Here is a 16,259-nt window from a genome sequence, read left to right on the forward strand (position 1 = left end):
GCCAGCGCCGCCCCGAGCCTAGGGGTTGCCCGCCGCCGCCGCGCCTTTGCGGGGGAACCCGAAGGTGAGACTGGAGAAGGTGGTGTCAAAATCGGCCTTGGCGGTGTCCTTGAGAGGCTTGGTCCAGATGACGTTCAATTGCCAGGAGCCTGTGCGTGGCACATTGAACACCGCCCGCCCCGCGCTGTCGCTGCGGATTTCTGCGACGGGCTGTCCGTCGAAGTCGAGGTTGTTCAGCTTCACCAGGGCCCCGGCCAAGGGACGCCCTTCATAGAGGATACGAACCGGCAGATTGGTCCCGACAGTCGGCGCGTAGGGATTCACCTCCGGCACGATCTCCAGCGACAGCCCTACCGGCCGGGTCGCCAAGGCGTCCAACCGGGCGCTCGGCGCGCCGACCTGCACCAGGGCCTTAGCCCTTCGGGTGTAGACTTCGCGGCCGGGCTGATCGGTGATCTTCCGCTGGGCGCGCAGGTTGATCGCCGGCGTCAGCCCCTCTTCCTTCAGGTAGCTCGTGAACCGTGGTCCCGGAAGTTCGCTCTGAGCGTGGTTGGTCTGCAGAACCAGGACATGGACGCCGGGACCCGCGAAACGCACCTGGTGATCCCGGTCCATTCCACCGGCGCGCAGCTCCGCCAGACGGTCCGTCCGGCCGGCGGGACCAAGGCTGTAGAACGACGTCACGCGGTTGACGTCAGCGCCCCAACGCTCGCGGGACGGACCGTGTCCGACCTGGAGCGAAGTCAGCACCGCGCCGTTGGAAGGCAGCCAGAACTGCGCGGGCTGCACCCAGAAGTCGTGGGCCGAAGCGCCGGCGGTGAGCGTTGCGGCCAGCAGGACGCCAGCCCCCAAGGATCGAATGGCAGTGTTCATGTTCATCCATGTGATCAGCGACGTAGCCGGACGTCGGCGTGGTGGTGGGGAAGAGCGGCGCCAAGGATAGCGACCGCCGCCAGTCAGCTCGCCAGAACCTTCACTCCGATGCCCTAGCGGCGGCCGACGAGCCAGGTGCCTGGAAGCGCGAGCAGCACCCACGGCGCAGCCTTGGCCAAGTCCAGCGGGGCGCCGGCGGCGGCGATCACGCCGCCGCACCACACTCCGGTGTTCACGGCGAGGAGCGGGGCGGTCGGTCCAAATCCATACGCCGCACCGCAAGGCCAGCAAGATACGGAAGCGATCGGCCCTGATCACGACAGGGCCGCCGCGCCCTGTTTGAACACGATCTCGGAGATGACCCGCCGACCGTCGCGCCGCGACAGCTGGACGAAGACGTCCACGATCCCGCGCACGTAGTCGACGATTTCCGTCCGGGTCAGCTGCAGGCCGGCCTGCAGGACCAGAAGGCTCAGCTGATCGACGGCCCCGCGCGGGCTGTCGGCATGCAGGGTGGTGATGGAGCCCGGATGCCCGGTATTGACCGCGCGCAGGAAGCTGGTCGCCTCACGGCCCCGCAGTTCGCCGAGTATGATGCGGTCGGGCCGCATGCGCAGGGAGGCCTGCACGAGGTCCTCGACCGTGACCTTGGCTTCGCCGGTCTCACCGCGCACAGCCACCAGGCCGACGGCGTTCGGGTGGTCTAGTTGCACCTCCGCCGCATCCTCGATGAGCACCAGTCGCTCTTCGCGCGGAACTTCCTTCAGCAGGGCGTTGAGGAAGGTGGTCTTGCCGGTGGAGGTGCCGCCGGCGACAATGATGTTCTTGCGGCCCCGCACCGCGACCCGGAGGAATTCGGCGAGCTGGCCCGCGTCCAGCAGGCCTTGCAGCTGGGCGTCCAGCGCCTCGCTGTCGGAGCGACCGTCGGTGCGCACATGGGCGAAGGCCTCGGCGCGGTCGTAGTCGTCCAGGCTGAGATCGGCCACTACGTGCTTGCGCACGGCGATCGCCAGATCACCCCGGGTCGCCGGCGGGGCGACAATCTGCACGCGCTCGCCGCTGGGCAGGGTGGCGGCCAGCAGCGGATGTTCGCGGCTGATCCCCTGGTTGGAGAAGCTGGCGATCTGGCGCGCCAGCCGCCACAGGGTGGTCTCGTCGAGATCCGGCGCGGGATGGCGTTCGATGGAGCCCAGAACGGTCTCGATCCAGACCTCTCCAGGCTTGTTGATGAAGATGTCGGTGACCTCCGCGCGCTCCAGCAGAAAGGCCAGCGGCGCCAGGTAGGTCCTCAGATAGACGGCGGCGGGACCAGCACTCACCGGATCGGATCCACGCCCGAGAAGTCCAGATCGCGGGACACGAAGATGCGGATCGCCTCGCCCTGGGGCACCTTGATGGTGGGCGAAATCTTTTCGCCCTGGACCGCCGAGCTGGCGAGACCCGCCGCCGCCCCCGGTGAGCCAATGCTGATCTGGGTCGCCGGCGTGTCACCTAGGGAGGCCATCCCGGCGCTCAGCACCGAGAGCAGAATGGAACCACTGAAGCGGCGGAAGAAGTGGCGGTCGACATCCCCCTCGAGTCCGCCCCGACCCAGGGCGTCAGTCCCCGGCGAACCGATCTGGATCGAGACGCCATCCGGGCGCAGCACCCGCGTCCAGATGATGAACGCCCGCGACTGACCCAGGGCGACGGCGCTCTTGTACTGGCCGATCAGACGGCTGCCGCGAGGGATCAGCACGGCGCGGCCGTCGAAGCTGAGCACGTCGCGGCTGACCACCGCGCGCGTGAAGCCGGGCAGGTCGGAATTGATCGCGGTCTCCAGCACCCCCGGAATGATTGTCCCCTGGGGGGCCAGGGCGGAGAGGTTGCGCAGGGTGGTCGCCCTCGCGCGGGCCGGCTCTTCATCTCCGACCCGTTCGGCGAACTGTTCGCTGTCGTTGAGATCGGGCCCCTTGGTCTGCCCGCCCGCGGCGCCGGCGGCCAGGGCCGCCGCGGCCTGGGGACTGGCGCCGCCGGCCGAGGCCTGGGCCAGCACCATGCGCTCGCCGGAGGGTGCGCCGAAGTCCACCACGACCGAAGGTGCGCGACGTCGAGCCATCACATCGCCCTGCGACGGGCCGAACCTGGGCGTCGAGACCGGCACATAGGCGGCGGACACGTTTGGTGGCGGCGGGGGTGGCGGTGGCGGCATCCCCACCTGGGTCGGCAGCCCGCTGAACGGGCCTGTGTCGCCACCCGTGGAAATCTGGGTCAAGGGCAGCTCCAGCGGCGGCGGCGACGCCTCGGCGATGGAGCTCGGCTGGCCCGTCGGGGTCACCAGACTGGCGCCTGTTCGGTCCATGCGGTTGCCATTGAGGACCAGAAACAGGGCGATGGCCACCAGCGAGAAGCCGCCGACGATGACCGCTGGGTGAAGCGTGCGGGTCGTGGATCCCACCATGGGTTCTGAGGCCTCGGCGGCCCGGGTCAGGTCTTCGGAGATCGGCGGCGGCGAGATGGCGCCAGGTGCGCGGGGATCGGTCATTTGGCGGCGGTCCGTTGGTCCAGGGCGGCGGCGCGGTAGGCCTGGTTGGTGACCGTCGCCACCTGCTTGCCGTTGCGCAGCATGAAGCGCGGCGCCAGTTGCTCCACCACGGTGTAGCCCCCGCGCACGCCGTAGTTCACCAGGCTCTCCGCGCCGTCGGCGGCGACGGCGAAGATGGCGGGGGCGGCGGCCTGCGGCGACCAGGCGAAGTAGGTCATGCGTCCGTCGTCAAAGACCTGGACCGGCGCGCTCTCCGCTGCGCCGGTGACCGTATAGGCGGCATTGACCACCTCCGGAGGCGGCTCCACCCACTCGGGCGCCGGCGCTGCGACCGCCACCTGAGGATAGATGAAGCGCACCACATAGGGCGTCCGCGCCAGGCTGCGCCCCGTGCTCACCCGCAGGTCGAAGGCGTAGCGACGTTGGTTGGTGACCACCGTCATGTTGGTGACCGCGCGCTTGTCGATGGGCTTGAGGAACAGCAGGTTGGCGTTCCGGTTAGGAGTGACCTGCCAGCCGAGGGAGTCGCCGATGGAGACGTTCACCAGCCGCTCGTCCGGCGCGAATTCCAGCATCAGCTGATAGCCGACAACCCCGTTCAGGAGCACCACCTGATCCGGATCGTACTCCACGCTCTGGATGTGGGGATCGCCAGATCCGGGGCGCGGAATCTGCGCCGCCTGCACGGCCAGGGGGGCGGTCGACATCGCCAGGACGAGGGCCAGGACCGCGCGCATCAGCGCTGTCCCTGCGAGGCGGCGGTGGAGCCGATCATCTCGGAATCCCGGCGATAGGATGTCACCTGGAACCCCAGCGGATTGAGGAATCGATCCCCCATCCGCATCGGCGCGCCCGTATAGCGGAACCCGATCACCGCGGCGAAGGACGCCCGGTCGCCCGTGGCCGACCCGCTGTCGCGCCGTTCGGAGTCAAAGCGCACCAGGGCGCTGTTGGGGGACAACAGCGAGATGCTCTTGATGGTGGGCTGCAGGACCGTGGCGCGGCCATACATCTTGACCGGGCTGGAGGGATTGGAGGCGGCCATGGACCGCAGGTACTGGGCCTTGGCCTCACCGGCTGACCACAGGGCCACCTTGCGGTAGGTGGCCTGCAGATCGACGGGATCGAAGCCCTCCCGCGCGAGGACATACTGGGCCAGGAAGGCCTGGGTGACGGCGGCGTCCTGTGACAGCAACCCCGGGCGCAGACCCTGGGCGGTCTCCACATAGCCGGTCTGGCGATCCACGGTGATGGTGTAGGGGACCACGGTCTTCAGCGGCATCATGGCGGCGAGCGCGATGGCCTCGAACAGCGCAACAGTCCCGGCGGCGCCCGCGATGATCCAGGCCAGGCGGCGGGACGCACGCAGCGCGCCGTGCACGTCCTGGGACCAGGAGGCGGCTTCGGCGTAGTAGGCGCCCCGCTGAAGCGGCTTGTCAGGCTTCATCGATCTCTCCGAACATTGCTCGCGGCCCGCCTGGGCTGGGCGGCGCGGCGATAGGTCTGGCCAAGGGGCGGCGCGCGCTCGGCTGCGCCTGGAAGTTCGTCGCGACCCCGGCCCACCGAGGTCCGTCGGGGACCGTCGGTGCTCACAAGTTCCAGCCGGCTCTCACGCCGCTCCATGGCGGCGACCGCGCCGGCGACGGCGGCGGCGCGGGGGGGCGCCGAGGAGCCCGGGACTGTGACGGCGGTGGCTTCGCGCCTTTCGTTCGACATGGCGGCGGCGCCCTGGCGACCAGCCTCGGCCGCAACCACCGTGCGCCAGGGGAGCCGGAAGCCGGTGGCCACCATCGCGGTGGCGATCCCCAGGGAGAGAGCGACGCCGGTGGATATCAGGGTGAGCAGCAGGATGGCGTTGGCTGGGGCGACATCCACGACGCCCTGGGCTCGCATCTCAACCAGGCGCACCAGGTGCGGCTCGATCATCACCAGTTGAACGATCAAGGCCAGGGTCGCTAACAGAGGTGTCAGGGCGAAGGCCACCGCCGCCCGCAACCATCCCTCGAAAACGCCCCGCGTGGAGTCGAACATCAGCAGGGCGATGAAGACCGGCCCCAGCGCCAACAGCAGGCCGAGCACGATCTTCGCGGCCAGCACCGCGCCGAGACTCATCAACAGCATGAGCGTGGACGCCAGGGTTAGGCCGAATGCGGCGCCCGCGTTGCCGCCCTGAAGCGGCGAGGCGAGGCTCAGGCTGCGCTGGGTGAAGTAGGTGGCGGAGCGCTGCAACTCGTCATAGGCCAGCTGAAGGCCATCAAAGGGATTGCCCCGCAAATCCGAACCCGGCGGCTGGATGGCGTTCAGCATCGACGTCGCCAACTGTTCGGGTCCCAGGAACAGGGTGTCGAACACCACGCGCTGATAGGTCGGCCAGTTGGTCGCCAAAGCCAGAACCGCGCCGATCTTCAGCACCGTGATCGTCAGGTCGCCGACCCGCAGCGGGGTGCGACCCATCAGCATGCCGAACCCCAGGATCGCGATATACAGGGTCAGTATCGCGGTCAGGGCGGGGCCGAACGAGGAGCCCGGCTGCGCGAGCGCGCCATATCCCGCCTCGGCCATCACCCGGACATTGCAGTCGACCGAGGACAACAGGCCCTGGACCAACCCGATGTCGGGCGCAGGGGCGGGGCAGAAGCCGGCCATCACGCGCGCTCCAGCAGTCGCGGCAGCCAGACGGCAGGGTCTTCGCCCAGGTCTTCGCGCAGGCTGTCCAGCAGGCGCACGGTCCGCTCCCGCCCCGAAAGAACAGTGAGCAGGTCGGGTTCTCCCGACAGGTTCAGGCGCGCGACCACGCTGTCGGCGCCGTGCTTGATCAGGAAGCAGTGGGAGGTGTCGGGCAGAGATCGGATCAGGTCGTACTCGTGCTCCGTCAGACCGAACCCTTCGCAATAATCGCGAGCCTGGGCCTTGGGATTGGCCATGAAGATCTGGGTGGCGGCCTGTTCGATGATCGCCGAGGCGATGCGGCTCTCCAGGGCGTCCTGCGCGCTCTGGGTGGCGAAGCCGACCAGGCCGTTGCGCTTGCGGATGGTCTTTTCCCAGTCCTTGATCCGGGCCAGGAAGACCTCGTCGTCAAGCGCCTTCCAGCCTTCGTCGATGACGATGAGGGTCGGATCGCCATCGAGCCGCTGCTCCACCCGGTGGAACAGGTACATCATGGCGGGCGTCCGAAGGGCCGGGTCATCGAGGATCTGGGTCATGTCGAAACCCAGGGTGCGCGCCTCCAGGTCCAGGGCGTCGGTCGGGTTGTCGAACAGCCAGGCCCGCTCCCCCTCCCCCCACCATGACCTCAGGCGGGCGGCGAGGTCGGTGCTTTGCGGCCGGCGGTCGCCCCGGAACAACTCCGCGAAGTACCGCAGTTGCCGGTAGGCCGGTTGCTGGCTGAAATTGGCGTCCACCGCTTCCTTGATGCGCTCGACATCCTCGGGGCTGAGGACCTCTCCCGGCTGGCTGACAAGGCGCGCGGTCCACTCGGCCAGAAAGCCGCGGTTGGCCGCGTTGTCTTCGAGTTGCAGCGGGTTGAACCCTGTGGGCTGGCCCGGGCGGATGGCGTCGTAGCGCCCACCGATCGCGCGCAGGAAGATCTCCGCCCCACGGTCCTTGTCGAAGAATACGATGCGAGGGTCGAACTTCCGCGCCTGGGCGAGCAGGAAGCTGAGCACCACGGTCTTGCCGGACCCGGACGGCCCGATAATGGTGAAGTTGCCTAGGTCGCCCTTGTGAAAGTTGAAGTGGTAGGGGCCCGCCGAAGTTGTCTCCAGAAGGGTCACGGCCGGACCCCAGTGATTGCCCCGCGCCTGCCCGGTCGGGAAGTTATGACCCGAGGCGAAGCCGGCGAAATTGGCTGTCGAGATCAAGGCCCGCCTGGCGATGTCCTTAAAGTTGCCTGGGAACTGCGCCCAGAAGGCGGCTTCCAGATTCACGTCTTCGCGAACGGCGATGACCCCCATCTCGGTGAAGCTGGACTGCACCTCGGCCACCGCCTCGTCGAGGGCCGCGATACTGGGCGCCTTGACCAGCACGCTCAGGTGGTGCTCGCCGAACGCCGCCCGGCCCGCCGAGACATCATCCTTGGCCTCGATCAGACCGCGTCGCAGGGTTACGGCCTCATCGTCGGCCGCACGCATGCGCCGCAGGGCCAGGTTCATGCGGTCCAGGCTGGCCTGCCGGTCCACGAAGCCGAAGCTCTGGCTGATCACCAGTTCGTGCGGCAGGCGCAGCAGGTCGTCCAGCATGCCCGGCGTGGTCTGTGGCGGATATTCTTTGACCGAAATCACCGCGGCGAAACTGCGATCGAGCGCCCCGGCGCGGGACAGTTCCACCGTCTCGGCACCGAAGCTGATGCGGCGATACGGAATGTGCCGCCCCAGGTCCGATCGAGGCATCAGCACCGGACGCATCTCGCCGTTATAGAGCGACGACAGGAACTCCAGCGGTTCGGAGCAGGGCCCGGCCGGGGTGTCATAGGCGCTCAGCAGGCGTGCGCCATAGGGGGCGAGGCTGGCGAGAAGGGACTCGCTGGCGGCGTTCAACTCGCGCTGCTCGTTGGCGAGCGCCGTCGCACCTTGGTCGGGATCCGCGGCTCCGGTGATGGCGCGGATCGCGCCCTCGATCAGCCCGACACGACCCTGGGTGGGGCGGCGAATCAGGGTCAGGAACAGCTCGTTGACGTAGAGCTTCTTGGTGCTCAGCCGGCGTTTCCAGGCCTCGTCCAGGGTGCGGCTGAAGTCGTCGTTGAATTCGCCCTCACTCGCGGCGGCGGCCTCCCGCCGGATCACGTGGTGATAGATGGCGAAACGGGAACTGGCGAAGGCGCGCAGGGCCCCGTCCCGCAGAGCCTTGCGGTAGTTAATCTCGTCGGTGTCGGCCGTCTCGAAGGACAGGCCCGCCAGGTGGATCACCTGCATCAGCATCCCGTCGCGCGTCGCGAGCGTGGTGTCGTCGACATGGCGGCCGTAGGGCAGCCGGGATCCCGCGCTTGCCTCCCGTCGCGGGTCGGCCTGCCGAGCCTTGGGTCGGAGGTCGGGCTGCGCCGTCATGGCTGGTATGAGTTGCATCGCCACACCGACCAGTTGCGCACCCGTGGGCAACGGCTGACCTTGGTCAGCCACAACTCGAAAATCCGCGGCTCGCGCAGGCAGGCCACATAGCCGATGGCGTGGATGACGATGGCCGCCAGCACGGCCCACAGCGACTTGGTGATGAGGAACAGCTCGGCGGTCACGACGGCGTTGAGCACGAAGTAGCTATAGGTGACGCCGGCGAACATCTGCGGCCGGGTCAGGGCTCCGAACACCACGTCGCGGTCGAGCTGCGCGGTCATGGGTCAGAAGCCTGTCGCGGCTTGGCGGATGCCCGAGACGATTGCGCCGGCGCCGAACAGGACAAAGCAGCCAAGGATGACTGTCGCGCCGTAGCGCCAGTTGAGGCGGCCAGTCAGCATCATGAAGCCCACCGCGGCGATGGCGATCACGGCGGCGACGGTTGCGACAGTGCCCATCAGGGTGCCCTGCATCCAGGACAGAGCGCCGACGATCACGTTGGAGCCGGAGGGATCCAGGCTCTGGGCCTGGGCGCCCTGAGCCAGGAACGTCATGGTCAGGGCCAAGGCCGATGCTCGGAGATTTCGGGGAGTGTGAATGGTCAGGCTCCTATCGGCCGGTGACGGTTAGGGCGGTGTCGGACAAGGCGTTCTGAGACAGCCGGGCCATGATAGCGGCGACATAGGCGGTGGTTTCGCGGAAGGGCGGGATGCCGCGATAGCGGTCCACGGCGCCGGGGCCTGCGTTGTAGGCCGCCAGCGCCAGACTCACGTCGCCCCCGTAGCGGTTGAGCATGCGTCGCAGATAGGCCGTCCCCCCCAGGATGTTCTGGCTGATGTCGTAGCGATCAACCCCGACCTCGCGGGCGGCGCCGGCGGTGAGTTGCATGACCCCCACCGCGTCGCGATTGGACACCGCGCTCTGGCGGAAGCCGGATTCGCGGCGGGCGACCTCGGTGATCAAATCGACACTGACCTCATGTCGGCGCGCGGCGTCGGCGATCATCTGGACGACCTCCGCGCGGCCAGGGTTTGTCGGTGGGCCAGGCGTGACACCGATCGGCTGAGCGCCCTCAAGCGTGAAGACCGAGGGCCCGGCATGGAGGGTCGCGGCGCCGTCCGAGCCAATTTCGATGACCTGCGCCAAGCTGGGGGTGGCCACCGCGCCCGTGAGCCCGAGGATCAACGCGGCCAGGGCCCGCGCACGGCAACGCCGCCGGAGGAATGGTCCTCCGGCGACGCCCGTTTCGATGGTCCTGGCGCGGAGCAGGGCTAGGTGCCCGGCAGGGGGACAGGTTCGGCGGTCAGACTCGGGGCGATGACATCGGCCGCAGCCAGGTCACGCGGATCGGTGTTGGCGCTCGCGCCGAACGCCGCACCGAAGCCCGCGCCAAACTGCGATGCGAACGAGGCCGGAGGCGGCGTTGTCGTACCGCCGCCGAGACCACCACCCCCCCCGCCGCCGCCGCAAGCCGAGACTGACAGGGCGAGAAGCGCCAGCCCTGCCGCCGTCAATAGAGTGCGTTTCATGGCAATGAACTCCTAGGGGTTCGGGATGGTTGACGTGCCGAGGGTGCGCGGCGAGTTCGAGAGCGGCGAGTTCAGGTAGGGGAAGACGTTCTGCAGTTCGGCGGCGCTGATCGGAGCGCCGTCGGTGAGCGGCGCGTTGCCCACGGGGGCGTCGGCGGGCTTGCAGAGGCCAAGATCGGTCTGCACCCCGTTGATCGGAACCGGGTAGCAGAGGCGACCCATGGCCACCCGCAGCGTGATGTCGACGGCGTCATCGCCCGGCCGGCGACCATTGGGGAAGCCGGCGAGATCGTCCGCCGCGACTCCCAAGGTCTTTTGCTGGTCGCGAGGTGTCGGGTTGACCGCCGTGTTCAGGCGCATCATTTCCGATCCTGTCACGGTCTTCTGCTGGTTGAGCGTCTTGATGCCCGTGAGATAGGCCGCCACCAGATCATTTCGCGGCAGGTTGGACGGCGCGATGTTGCTGAAGTTTGTGCCGAGGGTCGCGTTGACCGGAGCGCGGAAAAGAAGATCGACGATCGCCGGGAAGGTTGGGTTGGTGACGTAGTCGGCCAGGGCCGCGTCGCCGGTCGGCTTGGCGGCGTTGAAGGTGTCCTTCTGCGGCAGACCGATCACCAGCTCGTTGACCAGCGGAGCCGAGAGCCGCGAGACCTGCACATAGGCGCCGCCCTGCTGGGACATGTTGGCGTAGCTGGCCTTGGGGTTCAGCAGGCGGGCTTGCGGCAGGGCCGCCGTCTGCCACGCGCCGATGACGCCGTTGCCCGAACCGGTGACGCATGCGATCGGCAGCTCCAGGGCGATGGAGGTGACGTTCAGCTTGCCGACCAGGTCATCATTCTGCCGGCTCTGGGTGATGCCGCCCGGGAAGGAGGCGCCGTCGATCGGGACATAGTTGATCAGGTCGAAGGTCGGACCAAGATTGACGGCGAAAGCCTCGGCGCGCTGGCCGACGAAGACCCGGCCCGGCGTTGCGCAGCCCGGGACGGCGATGCTGTAGATGTACTGGTTGGCGTAGGTTGGGTAGTCCGGGGTCGTCTTCTTGCCCACATTGTCGAAGGGCTTGCGGAAGCTGGTCGCCCCGCCATTCGCCGCCGTCACGGTGGCGCGGGTGCCGGCGCGCTGGTCGCCGGTGATCTGGGTGATGGTGTAGTCCTCGACCTCGCCGAGATCGCCGTCGTCGGCCGCGGTGACCTGACCGGCGTGGCGCAGGGCGATCGGCAGCTCCTTGCCGCCGATGTTCAGGGTGATGCCCTTGCCGCCGTTGCGCAGGATGTTGTTGAACTTGAACTGGTAGGTCAGGTCTTCCTTGGCGTCGCCATCATTGTCGATGTGGATCTCGTAGATCGCGTCAGGGTCCATCGTGTAGTAGTTCGGCCCGGCGCCCGGAATTTCGAGCGGCTGGTAGTTGGCGATGAAGGTCACGAAGGCCGACCGGCCCGGCTCATAGCTGCGGAACATGTAGAAGTCGGTGCTGTCCACTTTCGGCATCTTGGTGACGTTCGGCGCCTCGCGGTGGCTTGAAGCGAGCGAGGGACCAGACCCCAGCATCAGGGCGGTGATCACCGCGGTTCCCATCAGGTAGCCAACGCGTTTTTTCATGTCTCAGCCTCCGCCGCGGACCTAGCGCCCGACTTCCCCTGCGCCCCGCGATCGGGGGTGGGGTGGTTTGAAAAGCGTTACGAAGGCGGCGTGCGACTGGATCTCCACGCTGTGAAAATATGTCGCTGCGGAAGGAAGTTTTCAGACTTGACAGGCGGCTCGCCCCGCCCTCCGGCTAACGCGTAGAGGCGGTCGGGTCGTCGGCGCGCAGGTCGTCCCAGCGCCATTCTCCAGAGCCGATGGCCAGGATCGTGGAGCCCGCCGGGTCGGCCAAGGTCAGCAGCACCGGCCCCCGAATGACCTCCGAGCGGCAGGCCGCAGGGGCCGAGGCCACGCCGGCGAGCACCGCGGCACGCAGCGCTTGCAACCCGCCGGCGGCCGCAGGCATCTCCACCCAGCGCCCGTTCCAGAGCATCATGGCGTTGGCGACCGATCGCGCCGGCCGCGGGATTTGCGCCAGGGCGACCTGGGACTGGGGATTGTTCTGCAAGGCGGTTTGAAGCCACTGACTCAGGTCGCAGGCCTGGCCGCTCGCCGCGCTTGCCGCGGCCGCCACGGAGAGCGCGACCTCACCGTCCAGGCTGAAGGGTTCGGCGGTGGGATCGACGGGCGGCAGGCTGTGCTCGTAGATCGGTTCGATGTCTGACTTCGGCGGTGGGGGCTTCACCTCGACCTGCGGCGGCGTTGACCTGGCGCGCGTCTTTACCACCGAGGTCAGGACCGGCGCGGCGGCGGAGTCTCGATCACGACCGTCGAACAGGGCCACGCTCACCCCCGCCTGCTCAAACGGGCCGAGCGGTTCCGAGGGCGCCTCGCGCAGGAACAGCAGAAGGAGCACGAGATGCAGCAGCAGACTGACGGCGACCGTTGTCCATGGTCGGCGCAACCGCGGCGTCGCCCCGACCATGTCCATCCCACGTGACAGGGCCTGGCTTCGCGTCACGGCTTCAGATCCCGAGCATTGGCGTCACGAGCCTACCCATGCCACGCCATTCGATCTGGCCCTGAACGACGACAAGACAGGCGCAGGGGCCCTCAGGGGTTACCTGTTGCGTGTGCCGACTGTCCGGCTCGCTTTCCACGAAGTCGCCTGGGCCGTAGCACACCCCATCGCTGAAGGCGCCCTGCAGGACGGTAATGAACTCATGCCCGACATGGCGGTGTTGCGGGATTTTTTGTCCGGCCGGTGCGCGCAGGATGAAGGCGCGCCAATTGTCCTGCGGCGGAAGCCTCAGATGGGCGGTCCAAAGTCCTGGGCCCATCCAGCGACGCGACGCCACCCCGACCTCCGCAATGGCAGGGGGGAGAAGAACGTCGCCCAACAGCTCCCCGGGGCGCGCAGCCGGCTCGGGTGCCTCGGCCGAGAGACGGTCCATCACTCGGTCCAGAGCGCCCACCGACATCGGGGTTGGAGGCAGGGAGTCCAGCAGCTGTCCCTCGGCCTCTTCCATCAGAGCGACCTTCGCGCGGCACGCGGCGCAGGTGGTCAGGTGACACCTGATCGTCAGGGCGGGCGCCAAGGGCACGGCGCCCGACGCGTAGGCCGCGAGGAGCGAGGCCTGTGGATGCGTCTCGATACTCAATATCTGTCACTCAGGATTTCACGGAGCTGCGCCGCCGCCCGCCGCAATCGGGATTTCACCGTGCCAAGAGGAAGCCTAAGGTGATCGGCGATCTCGGCGTGCGAACGGTCCTCGAAATAGGAAAGCCGCAGGAGCGCCGCCTGATCGGCCGGCAAGACATCCAACGCATGCCGCACTCTCCGCTCGCTTTCAACCAGGTCAAGCTCCTGCTCCGGCGAGCAGGTCGCTTGTTCAGGCTCGGACAAGCGGGGATCATTGGCGTTTCGTTCCCGCCGCAGCATGTCGATGCGCAGGTTCCGGGCGATCGTGTAGATCCAGGCCGACGGGGTCGCGCGAGCGGGATCGAACTGCCCCGCCTTGCGCCAAACGAGCAGCATGGTTTCCTGCACGAGTTCCTCGGCGACATTCCCCGGCATCCCCAGACGCAGGAGGTAGGCCTTCAGCCGCGGCGCGAAATGATGGAAAAGCGCCACGAAGGAGCTCCGGTCCTGCTCATCGGCGATGGCGAGGATCCAATCGGAATGAACCGGGGCAGGCGCGAATGGCCGCAGCTGCGTATGGGGAGCCTCACTCATACGCCATCCGGCTCCCTAGCTGGCTGATCAACGACGCCGCTCCAGGAAGCACCTGCTTCAAGTAGGCCATGCCCTAACGATCGCTGTTTCCACATGTTCCGACTCTACGGCCGGCGACCGCTCAGGGATGCGCGACGCCCCGACATATCCACCTGAGGGCACAGGTTAGACCGACGGTCGCCCTTGCCAGCGGGCTCGCCGGCCTGGAGATGTCCGAGGCCCCAGAGGGCCAGACCGGCCTCAGCATGATCGCCGAGAACGACTACGACCTGACCCTCATGGACCTGCGCATGCCTGGCATGGGCGGGCTCACGGCGATCCGCCACATCCGCGCCCGCGAAGACGCCAAGGCCAAGCTCCCGGTCATTTTGGTGACGGCGGATACCGGCCTCAACACCCGCGAGGACCGCCCCTCCGCCGGCGCCGACGACGTCATCCTGAAACCCGTCGCCATGAATCTGCTCTTCGACGCCATCGGCCGCCGCATGGCCGCCGACCGCGACCAAAGCGCCAGGCTGACCTAGATCGCACCGACATTCAGCGCCGCCAGATCATGGCGGCGGCGAGATGGATGAAGCCTAGGTGAGCCTGAGACTTGGTGAATTGCGCTAGTTGAAAAGCCAGTCCGAGCTGCTCAGGGCCGCTGGCTTAACCCCGTCGAGGTTGGTGACGGTGGTGGACCAAGGGTTGCCGGACCCCCAGCCATCTGAGTCGAACTGGACTTTTGTCCCGCCATGGCCGTTGTCCTCCAGGCGCAGATATCCGTCCGCCCTGGGATCGCCCCCCCGATATCCGACCTGCGCAAACAGAGGCCGGAGGTCAAGGACATCGACTCCGGGCTGGAAGTCGGTGATGCGTCCCGCGCTCCAGGGCGGGTCGCCAAAGACGAAATGGTCCCTTCCGGCGCCGCCGGTCAGTTGGTCGGCGCCGCGGCTGGCCTGCAAGGTGTCGGCGCCCGCGCCCCCCGCGAGCGGAGCGCCCGGGTAGTCCGAGATTAAGACGCGGCCTGCGCCGCCGGCGGCTGGCGCCGGGGGGCCGCCGCCCAGGACCTGGGCCGCTGACAGGCCGTTTGGCGAGACCCCTTCCAGAGTCACCACGTGGTAGGCGATCGTGCTTCCGCCCGCGGAGCCGTCTACGTCCATCATCACCTTTGTGCCGCCCCCGGCGTCGGCGATGAGGCGGATATAGCCGTCGGCTGCCGGATCAGAGCCCCCGTAGCCATTGGCGTACAGCGCCGAGAGGTCGAGGCGGTCGGTTCCCACCTGGAAATCAGTGATCCGACCCGCGCTCCAGGGCATCGCCTTGAACGCGAAGGCGTCGGCGCCCCCGCCCCCCGTGAGCCTGTCACTCCCCTGGCTCGCATTGAGGACGTCGGCGCCCGAGCCGCCGGCGAGCGTCGCGCCGGGATAGGCCGACGTCAGGATCTGCCCCCCGCCGGCGGTCGGCGCCCCAGGCTGGGAGGTCGTTGCGCCGAACACATTGGCGGCGTTGAGTCCGCCAGGAGCGACCCCCTGCAGTGAGACGACGTGGTACTGGATGGCGCTGCCGCCAGCAGGCCCGTCGACGTCCAGCATGACCTTGGCGCCGCCCTGGCCGTCCGCGGCGAAGGTGACATAGCCATCCGCCACGGGGTTCGCGCCGCGATAGCCATTGGCGTAGAGCGCGGAGAGGTCGAGCCTGTCCGTCCCCACCTGGAAGTCGGTGATCCGGCCGGCGTTCCAGGGCATGGCCTTGAAGGCGAAGGTGTCAGCGCCCGCCCCCCCGGTCAGCTGGTCGCCGCCCTGGCTCGCATTGAGGGTGTCGGAGCCCGCGCCCCCGGCGAGGTACGCCCCCGGATAGGCGGCGGTGAGCACCTGGTCGCCTGTGGGCGCCGGCGGCTGCACGCCGCCGCCCGGCGAGAACGGGGTGTCGTACCCGCCAAAGCGGCGAACATATTCCGAGACGGGGGTGTTGTAGCCGTCCGGTGTGTCGATGCGGCCCCCGGACTCCAGGAAGGACTTCAAGGCCCAGACGCCGACGAGGTGCCCTCCGGCGACCAGTCCGGACTCGGTGATCGGTCCGCCGCCGATCCACTGCCCAATGTAAGACTTGAGGCCCAGGGTGGTCACATCCTCGTTGACCTTGGAGAACCAGGCCTGTGTGGCCGCGTCCTGGGCCGCCGGCGAATTCAGAAAGCTCGACTTGTCCCACACCCCGAAGGCGCCGGCCTTGGACGTCCAGCTCCCTGTGAAGTCGATCGTCGAGGTTGAGTCTCCATTGTAGAAGCCGATCGTTTGAAGCGCCTCTTCCCCGAACTGGAAGCGACCGAGATAGCCGAGGCTGCTCACGAACGAATAGTTGTTTCCGGACTCGTTCTGGCCAAGTGCGCGCCAGAAGTCTTCATATGATCCAATAGTCACGCTAATTTATTCCCTGATGCGGGCGCGGATTAGAATACGGACATGCTTCGCTACACACGAAACACTGTCCCGCACACAAATGTAACGCCGGTTTTCTGCCCAATGGCCACGCTTTATTTCGCCCGTGACGCG

At 67.7% G+C, this 16,259-nt stretch carries 18 protein-coding genes; 1 reads left to right on the forward strand and 17 read right to left on the reverse strand.

All coding sequences use genetic code 11. From position 1 onward, the window contains the following. Positions 1 to 18: 18 nt before the first annotated feature. The 16 genes from RMO97_RS19420 to RMO97_RS19495 all read right to left on the reverse strand — a co-directional run bounded on the left by RMO97_RS19420 (position 19) and on the right by RMO97_RS19495 (position 13,728). Positions 19 to 873 carry a DUF4198 domain-containing protein gene (locus RMO97_RS19420; RefSeq protein WP_310542650.1) on the reverse strand — a complete coding sequence of 285 codons (855 nt, stop codon included), beginning with the start codon at positions 871 to 873 and terminating at the stop codon, positions 19 to 21. A gap of 113 nt (positions 874 to 986) precedes the next feature. Beyond that, positions 987 to 1,109, reverse strand: coding sequence for a hypothetical protein (locus RMO97_RS19425; RefSeq protein ID WP_310542651.1), 123 nt, complete (start codon positions 1,107 to 1,109; stop codon positions 987 to 989). Between the two features lie 78 nt (positions 1,110 to 1,187). Continuing rightward, positions 1,188 to 2,192, reverse strand: coding sequence for a P-type DNA transfer ATPase VirB11 (gene virB11 / locus RMO97_RS19430; protein WP_310542652.1), 1,005 nt, complete (start codon positions 2,190 to 2,192; stop codon positions 1,188 to 1,190). Beyond that, positions 2,189 to 3,397 carry a TrbI/VirB10 family protein gene (locus RMO97_RS19435; protein ID WP_310542653.1) on the reverse strand — a complete coding sequence of 403 codons (1,209 nt, stop codon included), beginning with the start codon at positions 3,395 to 3,397 and terminating at the stop codon, positions 2,189 to 2,191. Before RMO97_RS19435 ends, virB11 begins: the two co-directional genes overlap by 4 nt. After that, the gene (locus RMO97_RS19440) at positions 3,394 to 4,134 is read right to left on the reverse strand and encodes a TrbG/VirB9 family P-type conjugative transfer protein (RefSeq protein WP_310542654.1); all 741 of its coding nucleotides are present in this window, start codon (positions 4,132 to 4,134) and stop codon (positions 3,394 to 3,396) included. Before RMO97_RS19440 ends, RMO97_RS19435 begins: the two co-directional genes overlap by 4 nt. After that, complete coding sequence (locus RMO97_RS19445; RefSeq protein ID WP_310542655.1) at positions 4,134 to 4,844, reverse strand: VirB8/TrbF family protein; 711 nt, start codon at positions 4,842 to 4,844, stop codon at positions 4,134 to 4,136. Before RMO97_RS19445 ends, RMO97_RS19440 begins: the two co-directional genes overlap by 1 nt. Further along, positions 4,841 to 6,043 (reverse strand): type IV secretion system protein, encoded by a 1,203-nt coding sequence (locus RMO97_RS19450; RefSeq protein ID WP_310542656.1) that lies wholly within the window; start codon positions 6,041 to 6,043, stop codon positions 4,841 to 4,843. The genes RMO97_RS19445 and RMO97_RS19450 overlap by 4 nt, the downstream gene beginning before the upstream one ends. Further along, a complete protein-coding gene (locus RMO97_RS19455) occupies positions 6,043 to 8,439 on the reverse strand; it encodes a VirB4 family type IV secretion/conjugal transfer ATPase (RefSeq protein ID WP_409035343.1) in 2,397 nt (798 codons plus the stop codon). The genes RMO97_RS19450 and RMO97_RS19455 overlap by 1 nt, the downstream gene beginning before the upstream one ends. Continuing rightward, positions 8,436 to 8,723, reverse strand: a complete 288-nt coding sequence (locus RMO97_RS19460) for a type IV secretion system protein VirB3 (RefSeq protein WP_310542658.1) — start codon at positions 8,721 to 8,723, stop codon at positions 8,436 to 8,438. Before RMO97_RS19460 ends, RMO97_RS19455 begins: the two co-directional genes overlap by 4 nt. Before the next feature lie 3 nt (positions 8,724 to 8,726). Continuing rightward, entirely contained in the window at positions 8,727 to 9,047 is a 321-nt protein-coding gene (locus RMO97_RS19465; protein ID WP_310542672.1) for a TrbC/VirB2 family protein, read from the reverse strand. Positions 9,048 to 9,051: 4 nt separating this feature from the next. Continuing rightward, positions 9,052 to 9,627 (reverse strand): lytic transglycosylase domain-containing protein, encoded by a 576-nt coding sequence (locus RMO97_RS19470; RefSeq protein WP_310542659.1) that lies wholly within the window; start codon positions 9,625 to 9,627, stop codon positions 9,052 to 9,054. A gap of 86 nt (positions 9,628 to 9,713) precedes the next feature. Then, on the reverse strand, positions 9,714 to 9,971 hold the full coding sequence (locus RMO97_RS19475) for a hypothetical protein (RefSeq protein WP_310542660.1): 258 nt from the start codon (positions 9,969 to 9,971) through the stop codon (positions 9,714 to 9,716). A gap of 12 nt (positions 9,972 to 9,983) precedes the next feature. Further along, a complete protein-coding gene (locus tag RMO97_RS19480) occupies positions 9,984 to 11,570 on the reverse strand; it encodes a DUF4331 domain-containing protein (RefSeq protein ID WP_310542661.1) in 1,587 nt (528 codons plus the stop codon). Between the two features lie 175 nt (positions 11,571 to 11,745). Then, complete coding sequence (locus tag RMO97_RS19485) at positions 11,746 to 12,513, reverse strand: hypothetical protein (protein WP_310542662.1); 768 nt, start codon at positions 12,511 to 12,513, stop codon at positions 11,746 to 11,748. 4 nt (positions 12,514 to 12,517) lie between these two features. After that, complete coding sequence (locus RMO97_RS19490) at positions 12,518 to 13,153, reverse strand: ChrR family anti-sigma-E factor (RefSeq protein WP_310542663.1); 636 nt, start codon at positions 13,151 to 13,153, stop codon at positions 12,518 to 12,520. Next, positions 13,150 to 13,728: a sigma-70 family RNA polymerase sigma factor gene (locus RMO97_RS19495; protein ID WP_310542664.1), complete on the reverse strand. Its 579-nt coding sequence runs from the start codon at positions 13,726 to 13,728 to the stop codon at positions 13,150 to 13,152. Before RMO97_RS19495 ends, RMO97_RS19490 begins: the two co-directional genes overlap by 4 nt. A 209-nt stretch (positions 13,729 to 13,937) precedes the next feature. On the opposite strand from RMO97_RS19495, the gene RMO97_RS19500 reads away from it, so the two are divergent. Further along, on the forward strand, positions 13,938 to 14,252 hold the full coding sequence (locus RMO97_RS19500) for a response regulator (protein WP_310542665.1): 315 nt from the start codon (positions 13,938 to 13,940) through the stop codon (positions 14,250 to 14,252). An 84-nt stretch (positions 14,253 to 14,336) separates the two neighbouring features. Here the strand turns inward: RMO97_RS19500 and RMO97_RS19505 are convergent, their stop codons facing one another. Continuing rightward, positions 14,337 to 16,127, reverse strand: a complete 1,791-nt coding sequence (locus tag RMO97_RS19505) for a type I secretion C-terminal target domain-containing protein (RefSeq protein WP_310542666.1) — start codon at positions 16,125 to 16,127, stop codon at positions 14,337 to 14,339. Positions 16,128 to 16,259 lie beyond the last annotated feature (132 nt).

The sequence above is a fragment of the Phenylobacterium sp. genome (assembly GCF_031425575.1).
Lineage (GTDB): Bacteria > Pseudomonadota > Alphaproteobacteria > Caulobacterales > Caulobacteraceae > Phenylobacterium.